The 17,169-nt window shown below is 72.0% G+C and carries 14 protein-coding genes and 1 pseudogene; 8 read left to right on the top strand and 7 right to left on the bottom strand.

Annotation, left to right across the window (positions count from 1 at the left end):
• Positions 1–148: 148 nt before the first annotated feature.
• From G9H72_RS04510 to G9H72_RS04485, 6 genes and pseudogenes are all read left to right on the top strand, one after another.
• Complete coding sequence (locus tag G9H72_RS04510; protein WP_166168184.1) at positions 149–496, top strand: LysM peptidoglycan-binding domain-containing protein; 348 nt, start codon at positions 149–151, stop codon at positions 494–496.
• 768 nt (positions 497–1,264) lie between these two features.
• Complete coding sequence (nrdR, locus tag G9H72_RS04505; protein ID WP_166168181.1) at positions 1,265–1,753, top strand: transcriptional regulator NrdR; 489 nt, start codon at positions 1,265–1,267, stop codon at positions 1,751–1,753.
• A 105-nt stretch (positions 1,754–1,858) separates the two neighbouring features.
• Complete coding sequence (locus G9H72_RS04500; protein WP_331271979.1) at positions 1,859–4,711, top strand: vitamin B12-dependent ribonucleotide reductase; 2,853 nt, start codon at positions 1,859–1,861, stop codon at positions 4,709–4,711.
• 339 nt (positions 4,712–5,050) lie between these two features.
• A pseudogene (locus G9H72_RS23345) lies at positions 5,051–5,530 on the top strand (ATP-binding domain-containing protein); the annotation flags it as partial.
• Between the two features lie 177 nt (positions 5,531–5,707).
• Positions 5,708–6,976, top strand: a complete 1,269-nt coding sequence (locus tag G9H72_RS04490) for a sensor histidine kinase (protein WP_331271978.1) — start codon at positions 5,708–5,710, stop codon at positions 6,974–6,976.
• Positions 6,964–7,617: a response regulator gene (locus G9H72_RS04485; protein WP_166168175.1), complete on the top strand. Its 654-nt coding sequence runs from the start codon at positions 6,964–6,966 to the stop codon at positions 7,615–7,617. Before G9H72_RS04490 ends, G9H72_RS04485 begins: the two co-directional genes overlap by 13 nt.
• 95 nt (positions 7,618–7,712) lie before the next feature.
• Here G9H72_RS04485 and G9H72_RS04480 read toward each other — a convergent pair whose 3' ends face one another.
• Positions 7,713–8,348 (bottom strand): DUF4352 domain-containing protein, encoded by a 636-nt coding sequence (locus G9H72_RS04480; RefSeq protein ID WP_166168172.1) that lies wholly within the window; start codon positions 8,346–8,348, stop codon positions 7,713–7,715.
• A gap of 524 nt (positions 8,349–8,872) precedes the next feature.
• Between G9H72_RS04480 and G9H72_RS04475 the strand changes: the two genes are divergently transcribed.
• Positions 8,873–10,036 carry a serine hydrolase domain-containing protein gene (locus G9H72_RS04475; protein WP_166168169.1) on the top strand — a complete coding sequence of 388 codons (1,164 nt, stop codon included), beginning with the start codon at positions 8,873–8,875 and terminating at the stop codon, positions 10,034–10,036.
• Positions 10,037–10,146: 110 nt separating this feature from the next.
• Here G9H72_RS04475 and G9H72_RS04470 read toward each other — a convergent pair whose 3' ends face one another.
• From G9H72_RS04470 to G9H72_RS04450, 5 genes are all read right to left on the bottom strand, one after another.
• Positions 10,147–10,797 carry a hypothetical protein gene (locus tag G9H72_RS04470; RefSeq protein ID WP_231126426.1) on the bottom strand — a complete coding sequence of 217 codons (651 nt, stop codon included), beginning with the start codon at positions 10,795–10,797 and terminating at the stop codon, positions 10,147–10,149.
• 64 nt (positions 10,798–10,861) lie between these two features.
• Positions 10,862–11,782, bottom strand: coding sequence for an NmrA family NAD(P)-binding protein (locus G9H72_RS04465; RefSeq protein ID WP_166168166.1), 921 nt, complete (start codon positions 11,780–11,782; stop codon positions 10,862–10,864).
• 78 nt (positions 11,783–11,860) lie between these two features.
• The gene (locus G9H72_RS04460) at positions 11,861–12,508 is read right to left on the bottom strand and encodes a TetR/AcrR family transcriptional regulator (RefSeq protein ID WP_166168163.1); all 648 of its coding nucleotides are present in this window, start codon (positions 12,506–12,508) and stop codon (positions 11,861–11,863) included.
• Between the two features lie 95 nt (positions 12,509–12,603).
• Positions 12,604–13,095: a Clp protease N-terminal domain-containing protein gene (locus tag G9H72_RS04455; protein WP_166168160.1), complete on the bottom strand. Its 492-nt coding sequence runs from the start codon at positions 13,093–13,095 to the stop codon at positions 12,604–12,606.
• On the bottom strand, positions 13,092–13,355 hold the full coding sequence (locus tag G9H72_RS04450; RefSeq protein WP_166168157.1) for a helix-turn-helix domain-containing protein: 264 nt from the start codon (positions 13,353–13,355) through the stop codon (positions 13,092–13,094). The genes G9H72_RS04455 and G9H72_RS04450 overlap by 4 nt, the downstream gene beginning before the upstream one ends.
• Before the next feature lie 95 nt (positions 13,356–13,450).
• Here G9H72_RS04450 and G9H72_RS04445 point away from each other — a divergent pair, with 95 nt between their 5' ends.
• On the top strand, positions 13,451–14,818 hold the full coding sequence (locus G9H72_RS04445; RefSeq protein ID WP_166168155.1) for a hypothetical protein: 1,368 nt from the start codon (positions 13,451–13,453) through the stop codon (positions 14,816–14,818).
• A 53-nt stretch (positions 14,819–14,871) separates the two neighbouring features.
• Here G9H72_RS04445 and G9H72_RS04440 read toward each other — a convergent pair whose 3' ends face one another.
• A complete protein-coding gene (locus tag G9H72_RS04440; protein ID WP_166168152.1) occupies positions 14,872–17,136 on the bottom strand; it encodes a family 20 glycosylhydrolase in 2,265 nt (754 codons plus the stop codon).
• Positions 17,137–17,169 lie beyond the last annotated feature (33 nt).

Here is a 17,169-nt window from a genome sequence, read left to right as displayed (position 1 = left end):
CAGCGGCCGCGATCTCGCGTCCAGACGCTAGCGATGATCACCCGTCCGTTCAAACAAGTGTTCGATTCGGCGTGTTGCCTGTCAGTCCCAGGTGGTACAACACGTACAGGTGTTCGATCGAACGCCTGTACGAGACTGGAGGCTACCGATGACTGCTCTGACCATCGCACCGCGCACGCTGCCCCGTCAGCAGCACACACGCGCGCACCTGCGGCTCACGACCCGCGGCAAGGCCGTCATCGTCCTGGCGTTGGCGCTCGTCGCCCTGCTGGCGCTCAGCTGGGGGCGCGGCGGCGGTGTGCAGGCGTCGTCGATTTCGGCGGGACCCGCGACCGCCTACGTCAGTGTCGAGCCGGGCGACACCCTCTGGGCCATAGCCCTGAGAGCCGCGCCTGGGGACGACCCCCGCGACACCGTCGACCGTATCCTCGACCTGAACGCCATGACGACGACTCAGCTGCAGCCGGGTCAGCGGCTCATCGTGCCGGCCTCCTGAGGGCGACCGCAGAACGCCGCGCGGCTCGTTCGAACCGCATGCACTTAGGCGGTCGCCGGTTTCGGCTGAGCCGGCCCCTGCGCTGTTGAGGGGTGTCGCCCTCCACCGCGTTAGGTGATCCTCTCGCCTCACGCTCCGGCCCAGGCTCCCCGCCCGTCGAGTCCCACCAAGTGCGAGTCGTGCGCGCCACCTCGTGAGTGGCGTTGACGTCGACCTGCAACCGCCTGTCTGCGAGCACCAGTGCTCGTATCGCCGCCGCGTGCACTCCTACGAGGACGCGGGCTGTGTGCGAGTCCCAGTTCAGCGGTGTGTCCGCGCCCGTGCGCCGCGCGCCCCTCCTTTACAACCGGCCGGCCCCCTGTACGAGCGGCGTCGCCTGAGCGAGCTCACACCACCTGGTGCTACACCGCCTTCGCGGCCAGCGCCGGCCGTCACCGTCCACATGTCGCTGCGGGCAATGCGCCGTCCGGACACCCGCGCCGCGCGCAACCTGCTTCCACACGACGCTCGCCCCAAGGCCTTCTCGGCCGTCCTGTCCGGCGACACGCCCGACACGCCCACGGCTCCGGAACCGCTTTTCGCCGCGCGACCTGGGACGACGCGATCGACCCCTGGCCCGAGGTTGCGGTCTAGTGCCCGGCCCCCGTAAGGTCCACTACATCTTGTACTTACACCCGTGTAAGTCATCCACATGTGGTCCCCAGCTTCTCCCGAGGTTGTCCCCAACTTCGTGCACAGCCGGGCCACCCAGGGCCTGAGGAGGCAGCGGTGCACTGCCCGTTCTGCCGCCACACCGACTCCCGCGTGGTCGACAGCCGAGTGAGCGACGACGGCGCCAGCATCCGGCGCCGCCGGCAGTGCCCCGAGTGCACGCGCCGCTTCACGACGGTCGAGACCGCGAGCCTCGCCGTCATCAAGCGCAGCGGCGCCACCGAGCCGTTCAGCCGCGCGAAGGTCCTCGTCGGTGTCCGGAAGGCCTGCCAGGGCCGCCCGGTCACCGAGGACCAGCTCGCCCTGCTCGCCCAGCGCGTCGAGGAGGCCATCCGCCTCTCCGGCTGCGCCGAGGTCGAGGCCCACGAGGTGGGGCTGGCTGTCCTCGAGCCGCTCCGCGAGCTCGACGAGGTCGCCTACCTGCGCTTCGCCAGCGTCTACCAGGGCTTCGACTCCCTCGAGGACTTCGAAGCCGCCATCACCCTGCTGCGCGCCGAGCGGGAAGCGGTGGGCCTCGAGCCCGCCGCAGGCTCGGCGAGCGGCTGACCGCGTACGAGGCCGACGGTGGCCGGATCGGACGCGAACGAGTCTCAGCTGCCGGAATGGCCTGAGATGCCCAGCTTGTTTTACATCTATGAGGAGGACCGGGTCGTGACGGAGACGTCGAGCGAGCGCAAGCCGACGGTGCGTCGCCAGCGCGGAAGCGTGCCGGCGGGGCTGAAGGTCGAGCGCATCTACACGACTCCCGGGGTTCACCCGTACGACGAGGTGACCTGGGAGCGGCGCGACGTCGTCCAGCAGAACTGGAAGACCGGCGAGACGATCTTCGAGCAGCACGGGGTCGAGTTCCCGGACTTCTGGTCGGTGAACGCCTCCACGATCGTCACCACGAAGTACTTCCGTGGCGCCGTCGGCACCCCGCAGCGCGAGTGGAGCCTCAAGCAGCTCATCGACCGCGTCGTGCTCACCTACACCAAGGCCGGCAAGGACAACGGCTACTTCGCGTCCGAGGCCGACGCCGAGGTCTTCGAGCACGAGATGACCTACGCGCTGCTGCACCAGGTCTTCGCGTTCAACTCCCCGGTGTGGTTCAACGTCGGCACCGCCGAGCCGCAGCAGGTCTCGGCCTGCTTCATCCTCTCGGTCGACGACTCGATGGAGTCGATCCTCAACTGGTACCGCGAGGAGGGGCTCATCTTCAAGGGCGGCTCCGGCGCCGGCCTCAACCTCTCGCGCATCCGTTCGAGCAAGGAGCTGCTGTCCTCCGGCGGCACCGCGAGCGGCCCGGTCAGCTTCATGCGCGGCGCCGACGCCAGCGCGGGGACCATCAAGTCAGGCGGTGCCACCCGGCGCGCGGCGAAGATGGTCGTGCTCGACGTCGACCACCCCGACATCGAGGAGTTCGTCGAGACCAAGGCGCGCGAGGAGAACAAGATCCGCGCCCTCCGCGACGCTGGCTTCGACATGGACCTGGGCGGCGCGGACATCACGTCCGTGCAGTACCAGAACGCCAACAACTCGGTCCGCGTCAACGACGAGTTCATGCAGGCGGTCGAGAAGGGCGGGGAGTTCGGGCTTCGTGCCCGCAAGGACGGCACGGTCATCGAGACCGTCGACGCCCGCGAGCTGTGGCGCAAGATCGCCCAGGCCGCGTGGGAGTGCGCCGACCCCGGCATCCAGTACGACGGCACGATCAACGACTGGCACACCAACCCCGAGACCGGCCGCATCACCGCGTCCAACCCCTGCTCGGAGTACATGTCGCTGGACAACTCCTCGTGCAACCTCGCGTCGCTCAACCTCATGAAGTTCCTCCGCGACGACGACACGTTCGACGCGCAGGCCTTCGCCAAGGTCGTCGAGCTCGTCATCACCGCGATGGACATCTCCATCTGCTTCGCCGACTTCCCGACCGAGGCCATCGGCGAGACGACGCGCGCCTACCGCCAGCTCGGCATCGGGTACGCCAACCTGGGCTCGCTGCTCATGGCGACCGGCCACGGCTACGACTCGCCCGGCGGCCAGTCCATCGCGGCCGCGATCACCTCGCTCATGACGGGTGTCGCCTACCGCCGGTCCGCCGAGCTCGCCGGCATCGTCGGCGCGTACGACGGCTACGCCCGCAACGCGACCGCGCACAAGCGGGTCATGCGCAAGCACGCCGCCGCGAACGACTCGCTACGCACCATCGGTGCCATGGACCGCGACCTCCACACCCTCGCCACCAAGGCGTGGGAGGAGTGCCTGTCGATCGGTGAGCGCAACGGCTGGCGCAACGCGCAGGCCTCACTGCTCGCCCCGACCGGAACCATCGGCTTCATGATGGACTGCGACACCACGGGCATCGAGCCGGACTTCTCGCTGGTGAAGTTCAAGAAGCTCGTCGGTGGCGGCTCTATGCAGATCGTCAACCAGACGGTGCCGCGGGCCCTGCGCCAGTTCGGCTACCCGCAGGAGACCATCGAGGCGATTGTCGAGTACATCGCCGAGCACGGCCATGTCGTCGACGCCCCCGGCCTGCGCCCGGAGCACTACGAGGTCTTCGACTGCGCCATCGGTGAGCGCGCGATCGCCCCCATGGGGCACGTGCGCATGATGGCCGCGGTGCAGCCGTTCCTGTCCGGCGCCATCTCCAAGACCGTCAACATGCCGGAGACGGCGACGGTGGAGGAGATCGAGGACGTCTACTTCCAGGGTTGGAAGATGGGCCTCAAGGCGCTCGCGATCTACCGCGACAACTGCAAGGTCGGCCAGCCGCTGTCCGACGCGAAGGCCAAGACCGCTTCGGCTGAGGCCCCTGTCGCCGAGGCCGCGCCCGCGCCGGTCATCGAGTACCGCCCGACCCGCAAGCGCCTTCCGAAGTCCCGTCCGTCGATGACGACCTCGTTCCGCGTCGGCGGCGCCGAGGGGTACATGACGGCCGGCTCCTACCCCGACGACGGCCTCGGCGAGGTCTTCCTCAAGCTCGGCAAGCAGGGCTCGACCCTCGCCGGAGTCATGGACGCCTTCTCCATCGCGGTGTCGATCGGCCTGCAGTACGGCGTGCCGCTCGAGACGTTCGTCGAGAAGTTCACCAACCTGCGCTTCGAGCCGGCGGGCCTCACCGACGACCCCGACGTCCGCATGGCCCAGTCGATGATGGACTACATCTTCCGACGCCTGGCGCTGGACTACCTGCCCTTCGAGACGCGGGCCGAGCTGGGCATCTACTCCGCCGAGGAGCGGGCACGCCAGCTCGACACCGGCTCCTACGAGGCCGTGCAGTCGGCCGACGACGACGTGGAGGAGGAGCTCGAGACTTACGCCCAGTCGGCGCCGGTCACGCCGGCTCCCAAGGCGGTGCAGTCCGCTCCTGCGGAGGTGCACTCGTCGGCGGAGCTGATGGAGGCGCAGTTCGGGCGGACCGCTGACGCGCCGCTGTGCATGAGCTGCGGGACGAAGATGCGGCCTGCCGGTAGCTGCTACGTGTGCGAGGGGTGCGGGAGCACGAGCGGGTGCAGCTGAGGCGGCTCACGGCGACGTCGCGGCGAGTTGCGGGGACTTCCTAACGGCGGTTTCAGCGTCGCGTCGGCTGCCGGCCCTAGAGATCTGTACCGACTGACACTGCTGGTTGCATCTTGGTGACGCGACCGCCCCGGGTGCTCAGGCTCGACCTGCAGCCCCCGGGGCGGCGTCCTCCGATGCCCGTGAGGTCGAGCTCCGCGGCGATCAAGAACCCCGTTGCCCGCGGGACCTCATAAAGTTCACGCGGCCTCCTGGCTCGCGATCGGGATGCGGCCTGCTGTGCGCCGCTCGCTACGACAGCCGCCCGCGCCCCGGCGCCGTCGTCGGTCCCGCCGGTGCCTGCGCAACACCAAGCAGATCGCCCGCGCCTTCGGCCCCTTGCCACGTTCCAGACCCGCACCCGCGGCGAGGACGGCCCGCCGGTCCGCTTCGTGCCCTGCGCCGCAGAGGACGCTCTGGCCACGGCAGACGACCAGGTCGATCTGCTGCTGGACGAGGGGTGGGCGCCGGAGCACCTCGCCCTCCTGACGACCGGACGGCGACACCCCGAGCAGGTCGCGCGTCAGGACCGGGGGCAGCGGGAGTACTGGGAGACTTTCTGGGACGCCGAGCAAGCACGTCCTCGGCTTCAAGGGCCTCGAGCGGCCGGTCGCGGTCCTGGCCGTGAACCGGTTCGGGACCGACGAGCGGGCTCGGGAGAAGCTGTACGTCGGGCTGTCCCGAGCCCGCGATCTGCTGGTGGTGTGCGGTGACCCGCATGAGATCGAGCGCATCGGCGGCCCCGCCGTGATGCAGCGGCTGCGGGGCGGGCACTCGTAGCCGACGTGGTGCGTCCGGACGCTCGCTACCCGAGGGGAAGGCATGCAGGCAGCTCGCCAGCCGCCCAGCCTCCCGGACGGGACACCGGAGCGGACGGTGCAGCAGGCACTACCGACAACCGTCGTGAAGCTGCCTACGCTTCAGAGGCCATGCCCGCCGCGACGGACGGAGCTCGACGTGCCGCGCCAGGCGCCGCAGGACGAAGCCCAGCAGGGCATGCGCGGCCGGCTGCCTCGCGCCGCGGGCGACGTGCTTCCCTCGCTGGAGGAGGTGGCCGGTGCTTTCGTCACAGCCCTGCTCGCCTTCGCCGTGTTCTGCTGGCTGGGCGTCGTCCTGGCCCTGTCGCTCGTCGGCGTCGGCCTGCTGCTGGCCCCGCGCGCGTTACGCACCGTCCACGCTGTCGCGGACCGGGAGCGTGTGAGGCTGCGTCGTAGCGGCAGGTCCTTCCTCGGCCCGGGCGACCCGCCCCGCGACCTCCGCGAGGCGCGCCACGACCCGGACGTACGCCGTGAGCTGCGCTGGCTCGTCGGCCACGCCACCGGCGGCCTGCTGCTCGCGGCCCTCGGCCTGCTGCTGCCGATCTCCGGCCTGCGCGACATCAGCGTCCCGCTCTGGTGGCGTGTCTTCCCGAAGGGCGAGGTGACGCCGACGCTGAGCCTGTGGGTGGTCGGCAGCTGGGGGAGCGCGTTCGCCGCCCTCCTGCTCGGCGTCGGCTGGATCGCCCTCGGCGCTTGGCTGACCCCGAGGATGGCCCGCTGGCTCGTACGCCGGGGGCTGCGGCTGCTGCCGATCGACCCGAGCAGCGACCTGACGCTGAGGGTGGCTCAGCTGTCCGCGACCCGGGCCGCGGCGCTCGACGCACACGCGACCGAGCTGCGCCGGATCGAGCGGGCGCTCCACGACGGCACGCAGAACCGCCTTGTCGCGGTCACCGTCCTGCTCGGTGCCGCACGCCGCGCCGCCGAGCGCAATCCTGCGGCAGCGCCCGAGATCCTCGAGCGCGCGCAACTGGCGGCCGAGGAGGCGCTTGCCGAGCTGCGCAGCGTCGTCCGCAGCATCCTCCCGCCGGTGCTCGCTGATCGCGGCCTCACGGGTGCGCTGCGCGGGCTCGCAGCGACCAGCCCGATCAGGTGCGACCTGCGGGTGGACGTGCCCGGCCGATGCGCAGCCGCGGTGGAGGCCACCGCGTACTTCGCCGTCGCCGAAGCGCTGACCAACGGCTCGCGGCACAGCGGTGCGACGTCGATCGACGTGGAGGTGCAGCGAAGAGGCGACGACCTGCACCTCCGGGTCACCGACGACGGCAAGGGCGGGGCGGACGAGTCACGGGGGAGCGGCCTGCTCGGCATCCGGCGACGCGTCGAGGCGCTCGACGGCACGCTGACGATGACGAGCCCGGTCGGCGGGCCCACAACTCTGGAGGTACAGCTGCCGTGCGGATCGTGATCGCCGAGGACGACGCCCTGCTCCGCGAGGGCGTCGCGCTGCTGCTCAAGGCCGAGGGCCTCGACGTCGTCTCCGCCACGGACGGTCCCGAGCCGTTCCTCGCCGCCGTCGACGAGCACAGGCCCGACGTCGCCATCGTCGACGTACGTATGCCGCCGACCCATACCGACGAGGGCATCGTCGCCGCCGTCGAGGCCCGCCGTCGGCAGCCGGAGCTGGCGGTGCTGGTGCTGTCGGCGTACGTCGAGCAGGCCTTCGCGACCGACCTGCTGGCCAGCGGGGCCGCGGGGCTCGGCTACCTGCTCAAGGAGCGCGTCGGGCGCGTGGAGTCGTTCCTCGAGGCGTTGCACCGGGTCGCCGCAGGCGGCACGTCGATCGACCCCGACGTCGTCGCGCAGCTCATGACGCGCGGGCGTGCGGACGCGGGCCTGGAGCGGTTGACGTCGCGCGAGCGCGAGGTGCTCGACCTCATGGCGCAGGGGCTCGGCAACGCCGCTATCGCCGAGCGGCTCGTCGTCACCGACGGCGCGGTGCACAAGCACATCCGCAGCATCTTCTCCAAGCTCGACCTGCCGCCGACCGAGCAGACCGACCGGCGGGTGGTCGCCGTCCTGCGGTACCTAGAGGACGTGAGGCGATGACTCAGCGGGAGCAGCCCGGGCGGACAGGCAGCCAGTAAGGCCAGCGCCGCCGCGGCCCCATGTGGCGCGGCGGCGCTGGCGCGAGCAGTGGGTGGTCAGCGCTTGTTCACCCAGGCACCGCGGTCTTCACTGGAGAAGATGTCAGGCTGCCAGAAGACGACATAGTCGCCCTTTCCGGCGTCCTTGTCCTCGAAACAGACGCGACCAGTGATCTTCCCGCCGGGCGCCAGCCCGCCGCCCGCGACGTCGAGGTCCTTGTCGTCAGCCGTGAACGCCATGTCCAGCACTGCACCGTTCGGCGTCTGCATCTTCCAGGACAAGGTGTTCCATTCCTGCTGGTCGTCGTCCCGGTTGACCAACGTAACGTTGGTGCACAGGTGTTCGCCGAGGAAGTCGACGCTGACCTGCTTCAGGGGGGTTGTCGTTGCCGTCCAGCCCGAGAGCTTGACCGACTCGCCGGCCTTCACCGCAGTGTCACCGTCCTTCTTGCCCGGGTAGGTGATCTCGACCGGTGGCGGTGGAGGCGGCGGGGCTGCCTCGGTCGTTGCAGGCGCAGCTTGAGTTGTAGCCGGCGCCGCCTCCGTGGGCTCTACAGCCGGCGCGCTCGCGCTCGCTGCGGGCGGAGCGGCAGGCTTCTTCGCTGCAGCTGGCGCGTTCCCGGCCTGGTTGTTCGAACTGCCGCCGGACCCGCCGCTGGTGGCAATGCCTGTCACGAGCAGAACCAGGAACACGCCTGCTACCCAAACCCAGACCCGCTTGAAGAGCGGCTTCTTCCTCGTCGGCTCAGGCGGTACCACCGGCGGATAGCCGCCTTGGAACCCAGGCGGCGGACCCTGGTACTGACCACCCGGCGGCGGGTATCCGGAGGCTGGGTAGCCGCCAGGAGGCGGCGGATAGTGCGGAACGCCGGACTGCCCTGGTGGTGGGTACTGCGGACCTTCGCCACCGGATGGCGGCATGTTGTTCGACATATGTTCCCCCGAACGATTGTGCAAGCAGGACGACCGTACCGAGTAGTCCTTGATCGTGCGTCGAGAACGCGGAAACGATGCCCGAGTGTGCATCGCCGCTCCGAACGGTCACCGCCTCTTGAGGCAAGCTATCCGGATACGCCCGACGGGCGTATCCGGATAGCTGAGGACGCCCGCCGGTAGTGCAGGCGTTACCGACGAGACGCCAGCCCAGGGGATCGTGACCGCCGCTCCGACGGACGAGTGTTGACCTCGTCAGCACGAAGCCCGACGAAGGAGCGACCATGCGCCTCACCTCAGGCCACACCTCCCGCCGCCGCACGCTGAGCGGCGTCGCCCTCGCGGCCGTCGCCACCACCGCGCTCGTCGGCACGGTTCCGGCCGATGCCGCGGGCACGGCGCGGGTGGACGGGACGCAGCAGCGCATGAACGCCCTCGTTACCGAGGACGGCGCCCCCGGCGCGCTCGGCGCGGTCAGCAATCGCGAAGGCAAGATCCGGAATTACACCGCGGGCGTCGGCGACCTGAAGACCGGCGCGAAGGTCCCGGCCGACGGCTACATCCGCATCGCCAGCAACACCAAGACCTACACCGCGGTGGTGGTCCTCCAGCTCGTCGGCGAGGGGAAGATCGCGCTCGACGAGAAGGTCGACACCTACCTGCCCGGGCTGGTGCGGAAGAACGGCAACGACGGGCGCAAGATCACGGTCCGCCAGCTCCTGCAACAGACGTCGGGTCTGCCGGACTACGACGAGGACATCTTCCTGCCGTTCGACCAGGCGCAGCGCACCTACCGGGACCCGCGCTCACTCGTCGACATCGCGCTCGCCCACACGTCGCACTTCACGCCCGGCACGAAGTGGGAGTACAGCAACACCAACTACGTCCTCGCCGGCCTCGTCGTCGAGAAGGTCACCGGCCGCCCGATCGGCGAGCAGATCACCCACCGGATTATCAAGCCGCTGGGCCTCAAGGAGACCTACTGGCCCGGCCTCGGCACGCTCACTCTCAAGCAGCCGCACCCCAAGGGCTACCACCGGGACTCCGCCGACGCGCCGTACCGCGACATGACCGCGTTCGAGCCGTCCGGCGGGTGGGCGGCCGGCGCGCTGATCGCCACCCCGAGCGACGTCCTGACGTTCTACCGGGCGGTGATCGACGGCAAGCTGCTCGAGCCCGCCCAGCAGAAGGAGATGCTGAAGGCGGTCAAGGCGCCCGGGTTCGAGCCGGAGAGCGGCTGGTCGTACGGCCTCGGCATCGCGAAGAAGAAGCTCTCCTGCGGCGCAGACGCGTGGGGCCACGGCGGCGACTTCGTCGGGTACGAGAGCCGTGGCCTCGTGACCGAGGGCGGGCGCGGCGCGGTCCTCGCCGTCACCGCCCTGCCCGTGAAGATCGAGTCGCTGAGCCACCTCAACACGGCCGTCGACAAGGCGGTGTGCGAGGCGTAGGCCCGCCCGAGCCGAGCCCCGAACGGCAGGCCGTGGAGCGTCAGCCGCGCCAGAGCGCTGCTGGCACTCCACGGCTCGCCGCGCACGCCGTTGGACGTGCCCCCGCCCTGTCAGGGGCAGGTGACGGTCAGCGAGAACCCCGGCGCGCCGCCCCCGTCCCAGGTGGTGGCGACCTGCAGCTGGTTGGGCGTGCTCGTGTACGCGGTCTGCGCCACGGGGAGTCGGGCGTACGTGGCCTCGAGTCCCTGCACGGACACGGCCGCACCGCACGCCCGGACGTCACGCACCGGGAAGGTGAGGAAGACGTCCGCCGTCGTGAAGCCGGCGAAGGTGGAGCTGGACTGCCCCACGAGGCTCACGCCGTCGGACTTCCCGACCACCCCGACGCCCGGCTGCCAGTTCACGAAGTACGCGTCGGCCGCCCCGCGTGGCCCAGGCGGCCCCGCCGGTCCTGCAGGCCCGACCGCACCGGGCGCCCCGGTGGCCCCTGCCGCGCCCGGAGCCCCCGGCGGGCCTGCCGGCCCGGTCGCCCCGCGCGGCCCCGGGACGGCGGCGGCGCCGACGGCGTTCAGCGTCGTGCCGCGCGCGCACCGCCCGCTCCTGGGCTTGGTGAGCTCCTGGGTCTTCGCGTTCACGCACACGGTCGTGACGCGGGGCGTCTTGGTGGCGGCCGTGGCCAGCCCACCGCCCACTGCGCCGGCCGCGACCAGGGCGACGGCGGCCCCGACGGCCGCGCTCCGGGTATGCAGGAACCTCGTCATGCCCCCAGCGAAGCAAGGCAGCGGCGCTCCGCGCGGCCGAACGGCGGAACGGGCCGCACCGATGTCAGGCCGCGCCCGGAAGGCCGAGCAGCTCGTCGTACGTCCGCGGCCGCACCTGCGGGTAGCGCGCGTTCTGCAGGTCGGTCAGCGCGGCCTGCCCGGTGAGCATGCAGACGAGGTAGCCGCCGACGACCGCCTCCATCGACCACGGGTCGCGGCTGCGGGCCTGGGCGGCCTGCTCCTGCAGCTGTTCGACGCTGCCGCGGCTAACCCGCCGGTACGTCCGGCCGGTCGCCCGCTCCTGCGCCGCGAGCATCGACAGCGCGCTCGGCCGGTCGCCGGCGACCGCGAGCTTGCCAGGTGGCAGGTCACGGTCCAGGGCCGCGAGCGCCGCGTAGGCCGCGGTGTCGTCCACGGTCGTCGCCTCGAACTGCTCCTCGCCCGTGCCCCAGAACGTCGCCGTCCCCGCCCGATCGTCGAGCTCCAGCGCGCCACGCGGCTCGACGAACATGTCGAGGAACGCGCCGTTGAGCACGTGGACGGTCTCGAGGCCGGTCTGTGCGATGAGCTCGTCCGCCTCCCGCCGCACGTCGTAGGACGCGACCTCGCCCGCCGGCACCGCGAAGAGGTCCAGCGCGAAGTCGGACGGCAGCATGCGGCGCGCTCGGGCAGCCGCGGCGGCCCGGGCCAGCGCGGCCTGGCCGTCGACGACGACGCCGCGGCCGCCCTGCACCGCTGACACGACGACGTCGATGCCGGCGCAGGCGCGGGCCAGCGAGCCGGCGTCGGTGAGGTCCGCTTCGGTGATCGTCGCGCCGGCGGCCGCGAGCGGGTCGAGCGCCTGGCGCTTGCGGGGGTCCGCGGCGGCGCCGGGGCGTACGAGCAGGCGAAGCCCGGCGTCCCCGTTGGCCAGCAGGTGATGGGCGATGCGGCCGCCGAGCATTCCGGTCGCACCGGCCAGCAGCACGGTCTGGGTGTCGGACATGACGTGCTCCTTCATTGCGGAGAGGGCTCTCCGCTTGGCGGGCAGGGCTCGGCCGGGACGGTCGAGCTCCAGGGGGAGTCAGGAAGGGAGAGTGGGCTCGCCGCCGAGGACGGCGTCGAGCCGGGCGGGCGACAGCGCAGACGCGGGAAGCGGAGGTTGGTCATCCGGTACGCGGCGCAGGCCCGCCAGCAGCAGGGCGAGCGCGCGCCGGCCGGCGTCGAGCCCGCCGGGCGCGACCACGGCCGAGGTCATCAGCGGGATCAGGGCGACGTCCGTGACCTCGACGTCCGCCCTGACGTCCCCCTCGTCCTGGGCGCGGCGGAGCACTGCGCCCACGAGCGGCGCGATCCGCTCCCGGGCCCGGCGGGCCAGGGCCGGCGCGTGCGCAGACCCGTTCAGCAGCTCGCGCAAGCCACGGTCGGCCGCCTGCATGCGCAGCACGTGCTCCAGGAACTCGCAGAGCCCGTCCCACGCCGAGTCGTGCGCGGCCGCCCCCTCGGCCAGCTCGGCGACGGTGTCGAGCTGCGCGGCGAAGAGCTCCTCGAGCAGCACCTCCTTGCGCGGGAACCGGCGGTAGACCGTTCCCACGCCGACCTCCGCCGCCCGCGCGATCTCGTCGTGGCTGACGCCGAGCCCGGAGTGCGCGACGAGCCGCCGCGCCTCACCCAGGATGCGCTCCCGGTTGCGCTCGGCGTCCCGCCGCAGCGGTCGGTCTGCGGTGGCCACGGCCCCTCCTTCCGGAGAACGTGCTCCAGGTGGAGCATGCTCTCCGGTTGGTGTCCGGCGGTGCCCGGCCGCAAACCCGCGCGCGGCCCGCGGTGCTACCGCCGCGCCTCGGTCACAGCCGCCGCCCGCAGCTCGGCCCGGCCCACATTCAGCGCCTGAAGCGCGCGGGGGAACGTGCCGCGCTCCTGCTCGCAGGCAGCCGCGACCACGTGGGCCCCGAGCAGTCGCCCAGCTCCGGAATCCTGCTTCAGGGCAGTGGCGTTCCGGAACGTCTCGTCCGCCGTGGCGCTGGCCCGGAACGACCGCGGCCCCACGCGGCGTACCGACGGGCCGGCATCCGGCGCGGCTACGCCCACTGTGGCGAGGGCCTCGGCGTGCACCTGTGCCACGGCCGTGCGGAAGGCGTCGGGGGAGACGCCCAGGCGGCCGAACGCCGTGGCGGCCGTCCCGTCCGGCAGGCCGAGCGCCGCCAGCACCAGGTGCTCGACGCCGGGAAGCTCGTCCCCAACGGCCAGTGCCTCCTGCTCGGCGCCCGTGAGCAGGGCGGAGATCGTGGTGGCGTCGGCGACCTTGTCGCGAATGCTCATTGCTTCTCCTTGCGGGATCGGGTGCGGGATCGGGTGCGGGAGCGGGGTGAGGGCTCCGGCAGCAGTGGGGCGAGCTTCTTGTGGGCGGCCTGTGGGCTGATGCCGAGCGCCTGGCCCACCTCGGCCCAGGTCCAGCCCGCGCCGATGGCGTGGGCCACGGCGGCGGACTCGAGCTGGTTGGCCAGCCGGCGCAGCGCGACCACGGCGGCGAGGGCCGCTTCGGTGTCCTCGACCGGTGGGACCTGGATCGCCTCAGCCATGGCTATCAACCTAGGTTGATGCGTCCCAAGCTGTCAACCCCGGTTGATAGCGGCCCCGGGGCGGGCTTCCCGCGGCGGCGGCTACCGTCACCGCCATGACCAGCACTCCTCCCGTCGACGATCCGCTCGAGGCGGCAGCCCTGTCCTCGCTCTGGCTGCGGCGGGTCACGGCCTTCCTCGACTACGTCGGGGGCGGCCGGCCGCTGACCGCGGACGGCGGCCTGAGCCTGGACGACGCGCGCGCCCTCAACGAGCTCCTGGAGACGGGCGAGCCGCTCGAGGAGACGTACGAGGACGGGAGCGTCGAGGCGAAGGAGAGCTACGAGCTCGACGAGGTCGACCTCACGTACCGGCTCGCGCTCGCGGCCGGGCTAATCGAGGTCGTGGACGGCTCGCTGGCCCGGGCCGCGCCGGCGTATCGGTCACCGAAGGTGGCCTGGCTCGACCTGCTCGTCGCCATGCTGTTCACCGTCGGCCCGACCGGTCACCACTACCGCCTCAACAGCGAGGGCGTCCGGGCGTACGCGAAGGTCGCCGACGCCTCGCTGGCCGCCCTCGTGCTCGACCTGGCCGCGCACGGCCCCGTCGACCTGGACGAGGCCGCCGAGCGGGCCTGGGAGGAGCTGTACTCCGCGGAGGACCTCGACGCCATGGACCCGGCCACCCTGCCGGACGAGAAGGAGTCGGCGCGCCAGGACGTCGTCCGCGGCGTCCGGCGCCTGGTCGAGCTGGGGGCCCTGCAGCCGGACGAGGACGCCCGGCAGACGCTGCAGCAGTCGCAGCAGATCGACCGGGACGTCGACCGCGTCGGGGAGCGGCTGCCCGTGCACGGCCGGGTCTCCCTCAGCCCGCTCGGTGCGTCGGGCATCGACCGGGTGGACGCCGGCGCCGCCGCCGCGCTCGTCGCGGCCGGCGCGCCGGACGTGCTCGCCACACTGCTCGACGTTCCCTTCGACTTCGCCCGCCACGAGCTCCGGGTCTGGGTCGAGGGCAACGGCGAGGACGCCGCCGCCCAGCTCGTCGAGGCCGTCACCGTGATGGACCCGGTGGCGAGGCAGGTGGCGGCGTCCCTCGTGCTCGGCGTCCTCGACGCCTCGAGCGCGGACACGGTCGAGGCCGTCGGCACCCTCGCCGGGCAGCCCGAGCTGCGCCCCTTCGTGCAGGTGTGGCGGCTCCGCGAGCGGCTCGACCCGCCGCGCCCCTGGGCCGCGGGGGAGGAGGGCGAGCTCGTCGAGCGGCTGCACGCCGCGATGTTGATGGAGCCGTTCGACGGGCTGCGCGGGCTGCTCGACGCGCTCTGCGCGCCGCTGCCCGTCGAGGAGGTCATCGAGCGGCTGTGGCGCGTCCGTCACCCGGAGACGGCGCCCGTCCTCGAGGGGCTGGGGGTCCTCCTCGAGGACAAGTCGGTCGCGAAGGCGGCCCGGAAGGCGTTGTTCAAGCACAACTCGCTGCCCGCGTCGTAGCGCTGCGCCCCGCCACCGGCGGACCGGTGGCGGGGCGGGGCGGGCAGCGCGGCTCAGGCCGCCGGGCGGGCGGCCCCCGCGGCCGGAGGCCACTGCGCGAGCAGGTCGAGCAGGGACGCCTTCCCCTCGGCGCTGACCTTGGCCGGGCGTAGGGCCAGGATCGCGCTGCGCAGCTGTCCGACGTACGTGCTCACCGACGCGGAGTCGGCGGCGCTCTCGGCGGCCTGCGCCATCGCGACCACGTCGAGCAGGTCGCGGTAGGTGCTGGCCACGACGTCGCCGGACGCCCGCAGCGACGCGAGCTCGCCGCGTACCTCCGCGATGCTCGCCGCGGTCACCTCGAAGCTCACCGACTGCGTCGTCGCGCCCGAGGTCACGGTCACCGTCACGGTGTAGTGGCCGGGCCCGGCGTAGGTGTGGCTGCCGGACGCGGTCCAGAGCGAGTTCACGCGCGGTGCGGTCGTGTCGGCGTAGACGCCGGGAGTCCCGGTCAGGGTCGCGGCGGACGTGGTGCCGTCTCCCCAGTCGACCGTCGCCGTCGCCGTGCCGGTCAGCAGCGGCAGCGCGATCGTCGCCAGGGCTCCGGAGACCGAGTACGGGTAGGTGTTCGTGACGTTGACGTCCGCCGCGGCGAGGTCGGCCCGCCACGGGACCAGCGGGGAGGGGTAGAAGTTGACGCCCGCCGCGGTCCAGCGTGCGCCCTGCGCGGCGAGGCGGACCTTGAACTCGTCGAAGGTACGCCCCGGCCCGCTCGCCGGGGACCAGCCCAGCTCGGCGATGGCGGGCAGCCGCGGGAAGTAGAGGTACTCGGCGTCCGAGAGGTTCTTGACGGTCTCGGACCACAGCGCGCCCTCGACGCCGATCACGTCGGACTCGGTGACGGCCGGCAGCTGCTCCCCGGTCGACGTCGTGCGCGCCGGGACGAGCGTCGCGGGGTCCCAGTTGTAGGCCGTGTCGACGTCGCAGCCGCGCGGGCAGGCCCAGTTGAGCCCGATGGGCGTGACCGGCCCGTTCGGGTTGGTCGTCCGCGTCGTCACGTACTTCTGGTCGACGTAGGCGCGGTCGGCCGGGGACATCACGACCTTCATCCCCTTCTGCACGGCACGCCGCGCGGAGTCGCCGCCCGAGCCCGTGCCGCCGGTGCCCCAGAACTGCACGACGCCCTGCGGCATCCCCGGTCGCCCGAAGTCGCCTTCGGAGATCTCGTTCCAGCCCATGACGATCTTGCCGGCCGCGCCGACGATCGGCGCCTCCCGGTTGATGAAGTCGGCGTACTGCTGCTGGGTGAGGATCGTCGTCGGGACCTCGTCGCCGCCGATGTGGTAGTACGGCCCGGGCGTCAGCGCGCTGAGCTGGTTGATGACGTCGGTGAGCAGCGCCCAGGTGTTCGGGCTGTCCGGGCAGAGCGCGCTGTAGCCGACGTCGCCGGTGAGGTTCCACTTCGGCGGCTTGTTCGCGCTGCAGTTGATGTCCGGGTGGATGTCGGCGTACGACATGATCGCCGCGTTCGTGTGCCCCGGGGTGTCGATCTCCGGCACGATGGTGACGAAGCGGCTCGCGGCGTACTGCACGACCTCGACGTACTGCGCCTGCGTCCAGTAGCCGCCGGGGGAGTTGTCGATCCCGAACTGCGCGCCGATGGTGGTGAGCTCGGGGCGGCCCTCGATCGCGATGCGCCAGCCCTGGTCGTCGGCCAGGTGCAGATGGAGCGTGTTGATCTTGTACGCCGCGATGTCGTCGATGATTTGCTTCACCGTGTCGACGGTCTGGAAGTGCCGGGCGATGTCGAGCATCGCGCCGCGGTAGCCGAAGCGCGGCGTGTCGCTGATCGCCACCCCCGGCACCGTCCACGGGCCCGGCTGCACGGTCGGGCTCTCGACCCACGCCGGCAGCAGCTGGCGCAGGGTCTGCACGCCGTTGAACGCGCCGTGGGCGGTGTGCGCGCGGATGACGACCCCGCCGGCGCCGGCGTCGAGCGTGTAGCCCTCGTCGCCGAGTGACGCCGGGCCGTCGAGGGCGAGCGCGAGCGTGCCGGCGGCGGGGGCGCCGGTCGACACCGGCAGGGCGTACCCGGTCGACGGGCGGAGCACGTCCGCCAGCTGTTGGGCCACCGGGAGCGCTCCGCTCGCGGAGACGATGCGCGTGCCGGCGGTGAGGGTGAAGCTCCCCTCGCGCAGGGAGAGCGACTGCGGCAGCGGGATGACCTGCGGGGCGGTCACGGGCGCCACGGCTGCCCGCGCCGGCGTGCCGACCGCGGTGACGCCGGCGGCGGACAGCGAGGCGGCCCCGAGCGATGCGGCGACGACGGCAGTCAGCATCCGGGATCTGCGCTGCGGCATTGTGTGCGGGAC

This window comes from Motilibacter aurantiacus (assembly GCF_011250645.1).
GTDB lineage: Bacteria > Actinomycetota > Actinomycetes > Motilibacterales > Motilibacteraceae > Motilibacter_A > Motilibacter_A aurantiacus.
Note: the sequence above shows the minus strand (reverse complement) of the source record. Positions and strands in the feature narration are given on the sequence as shown.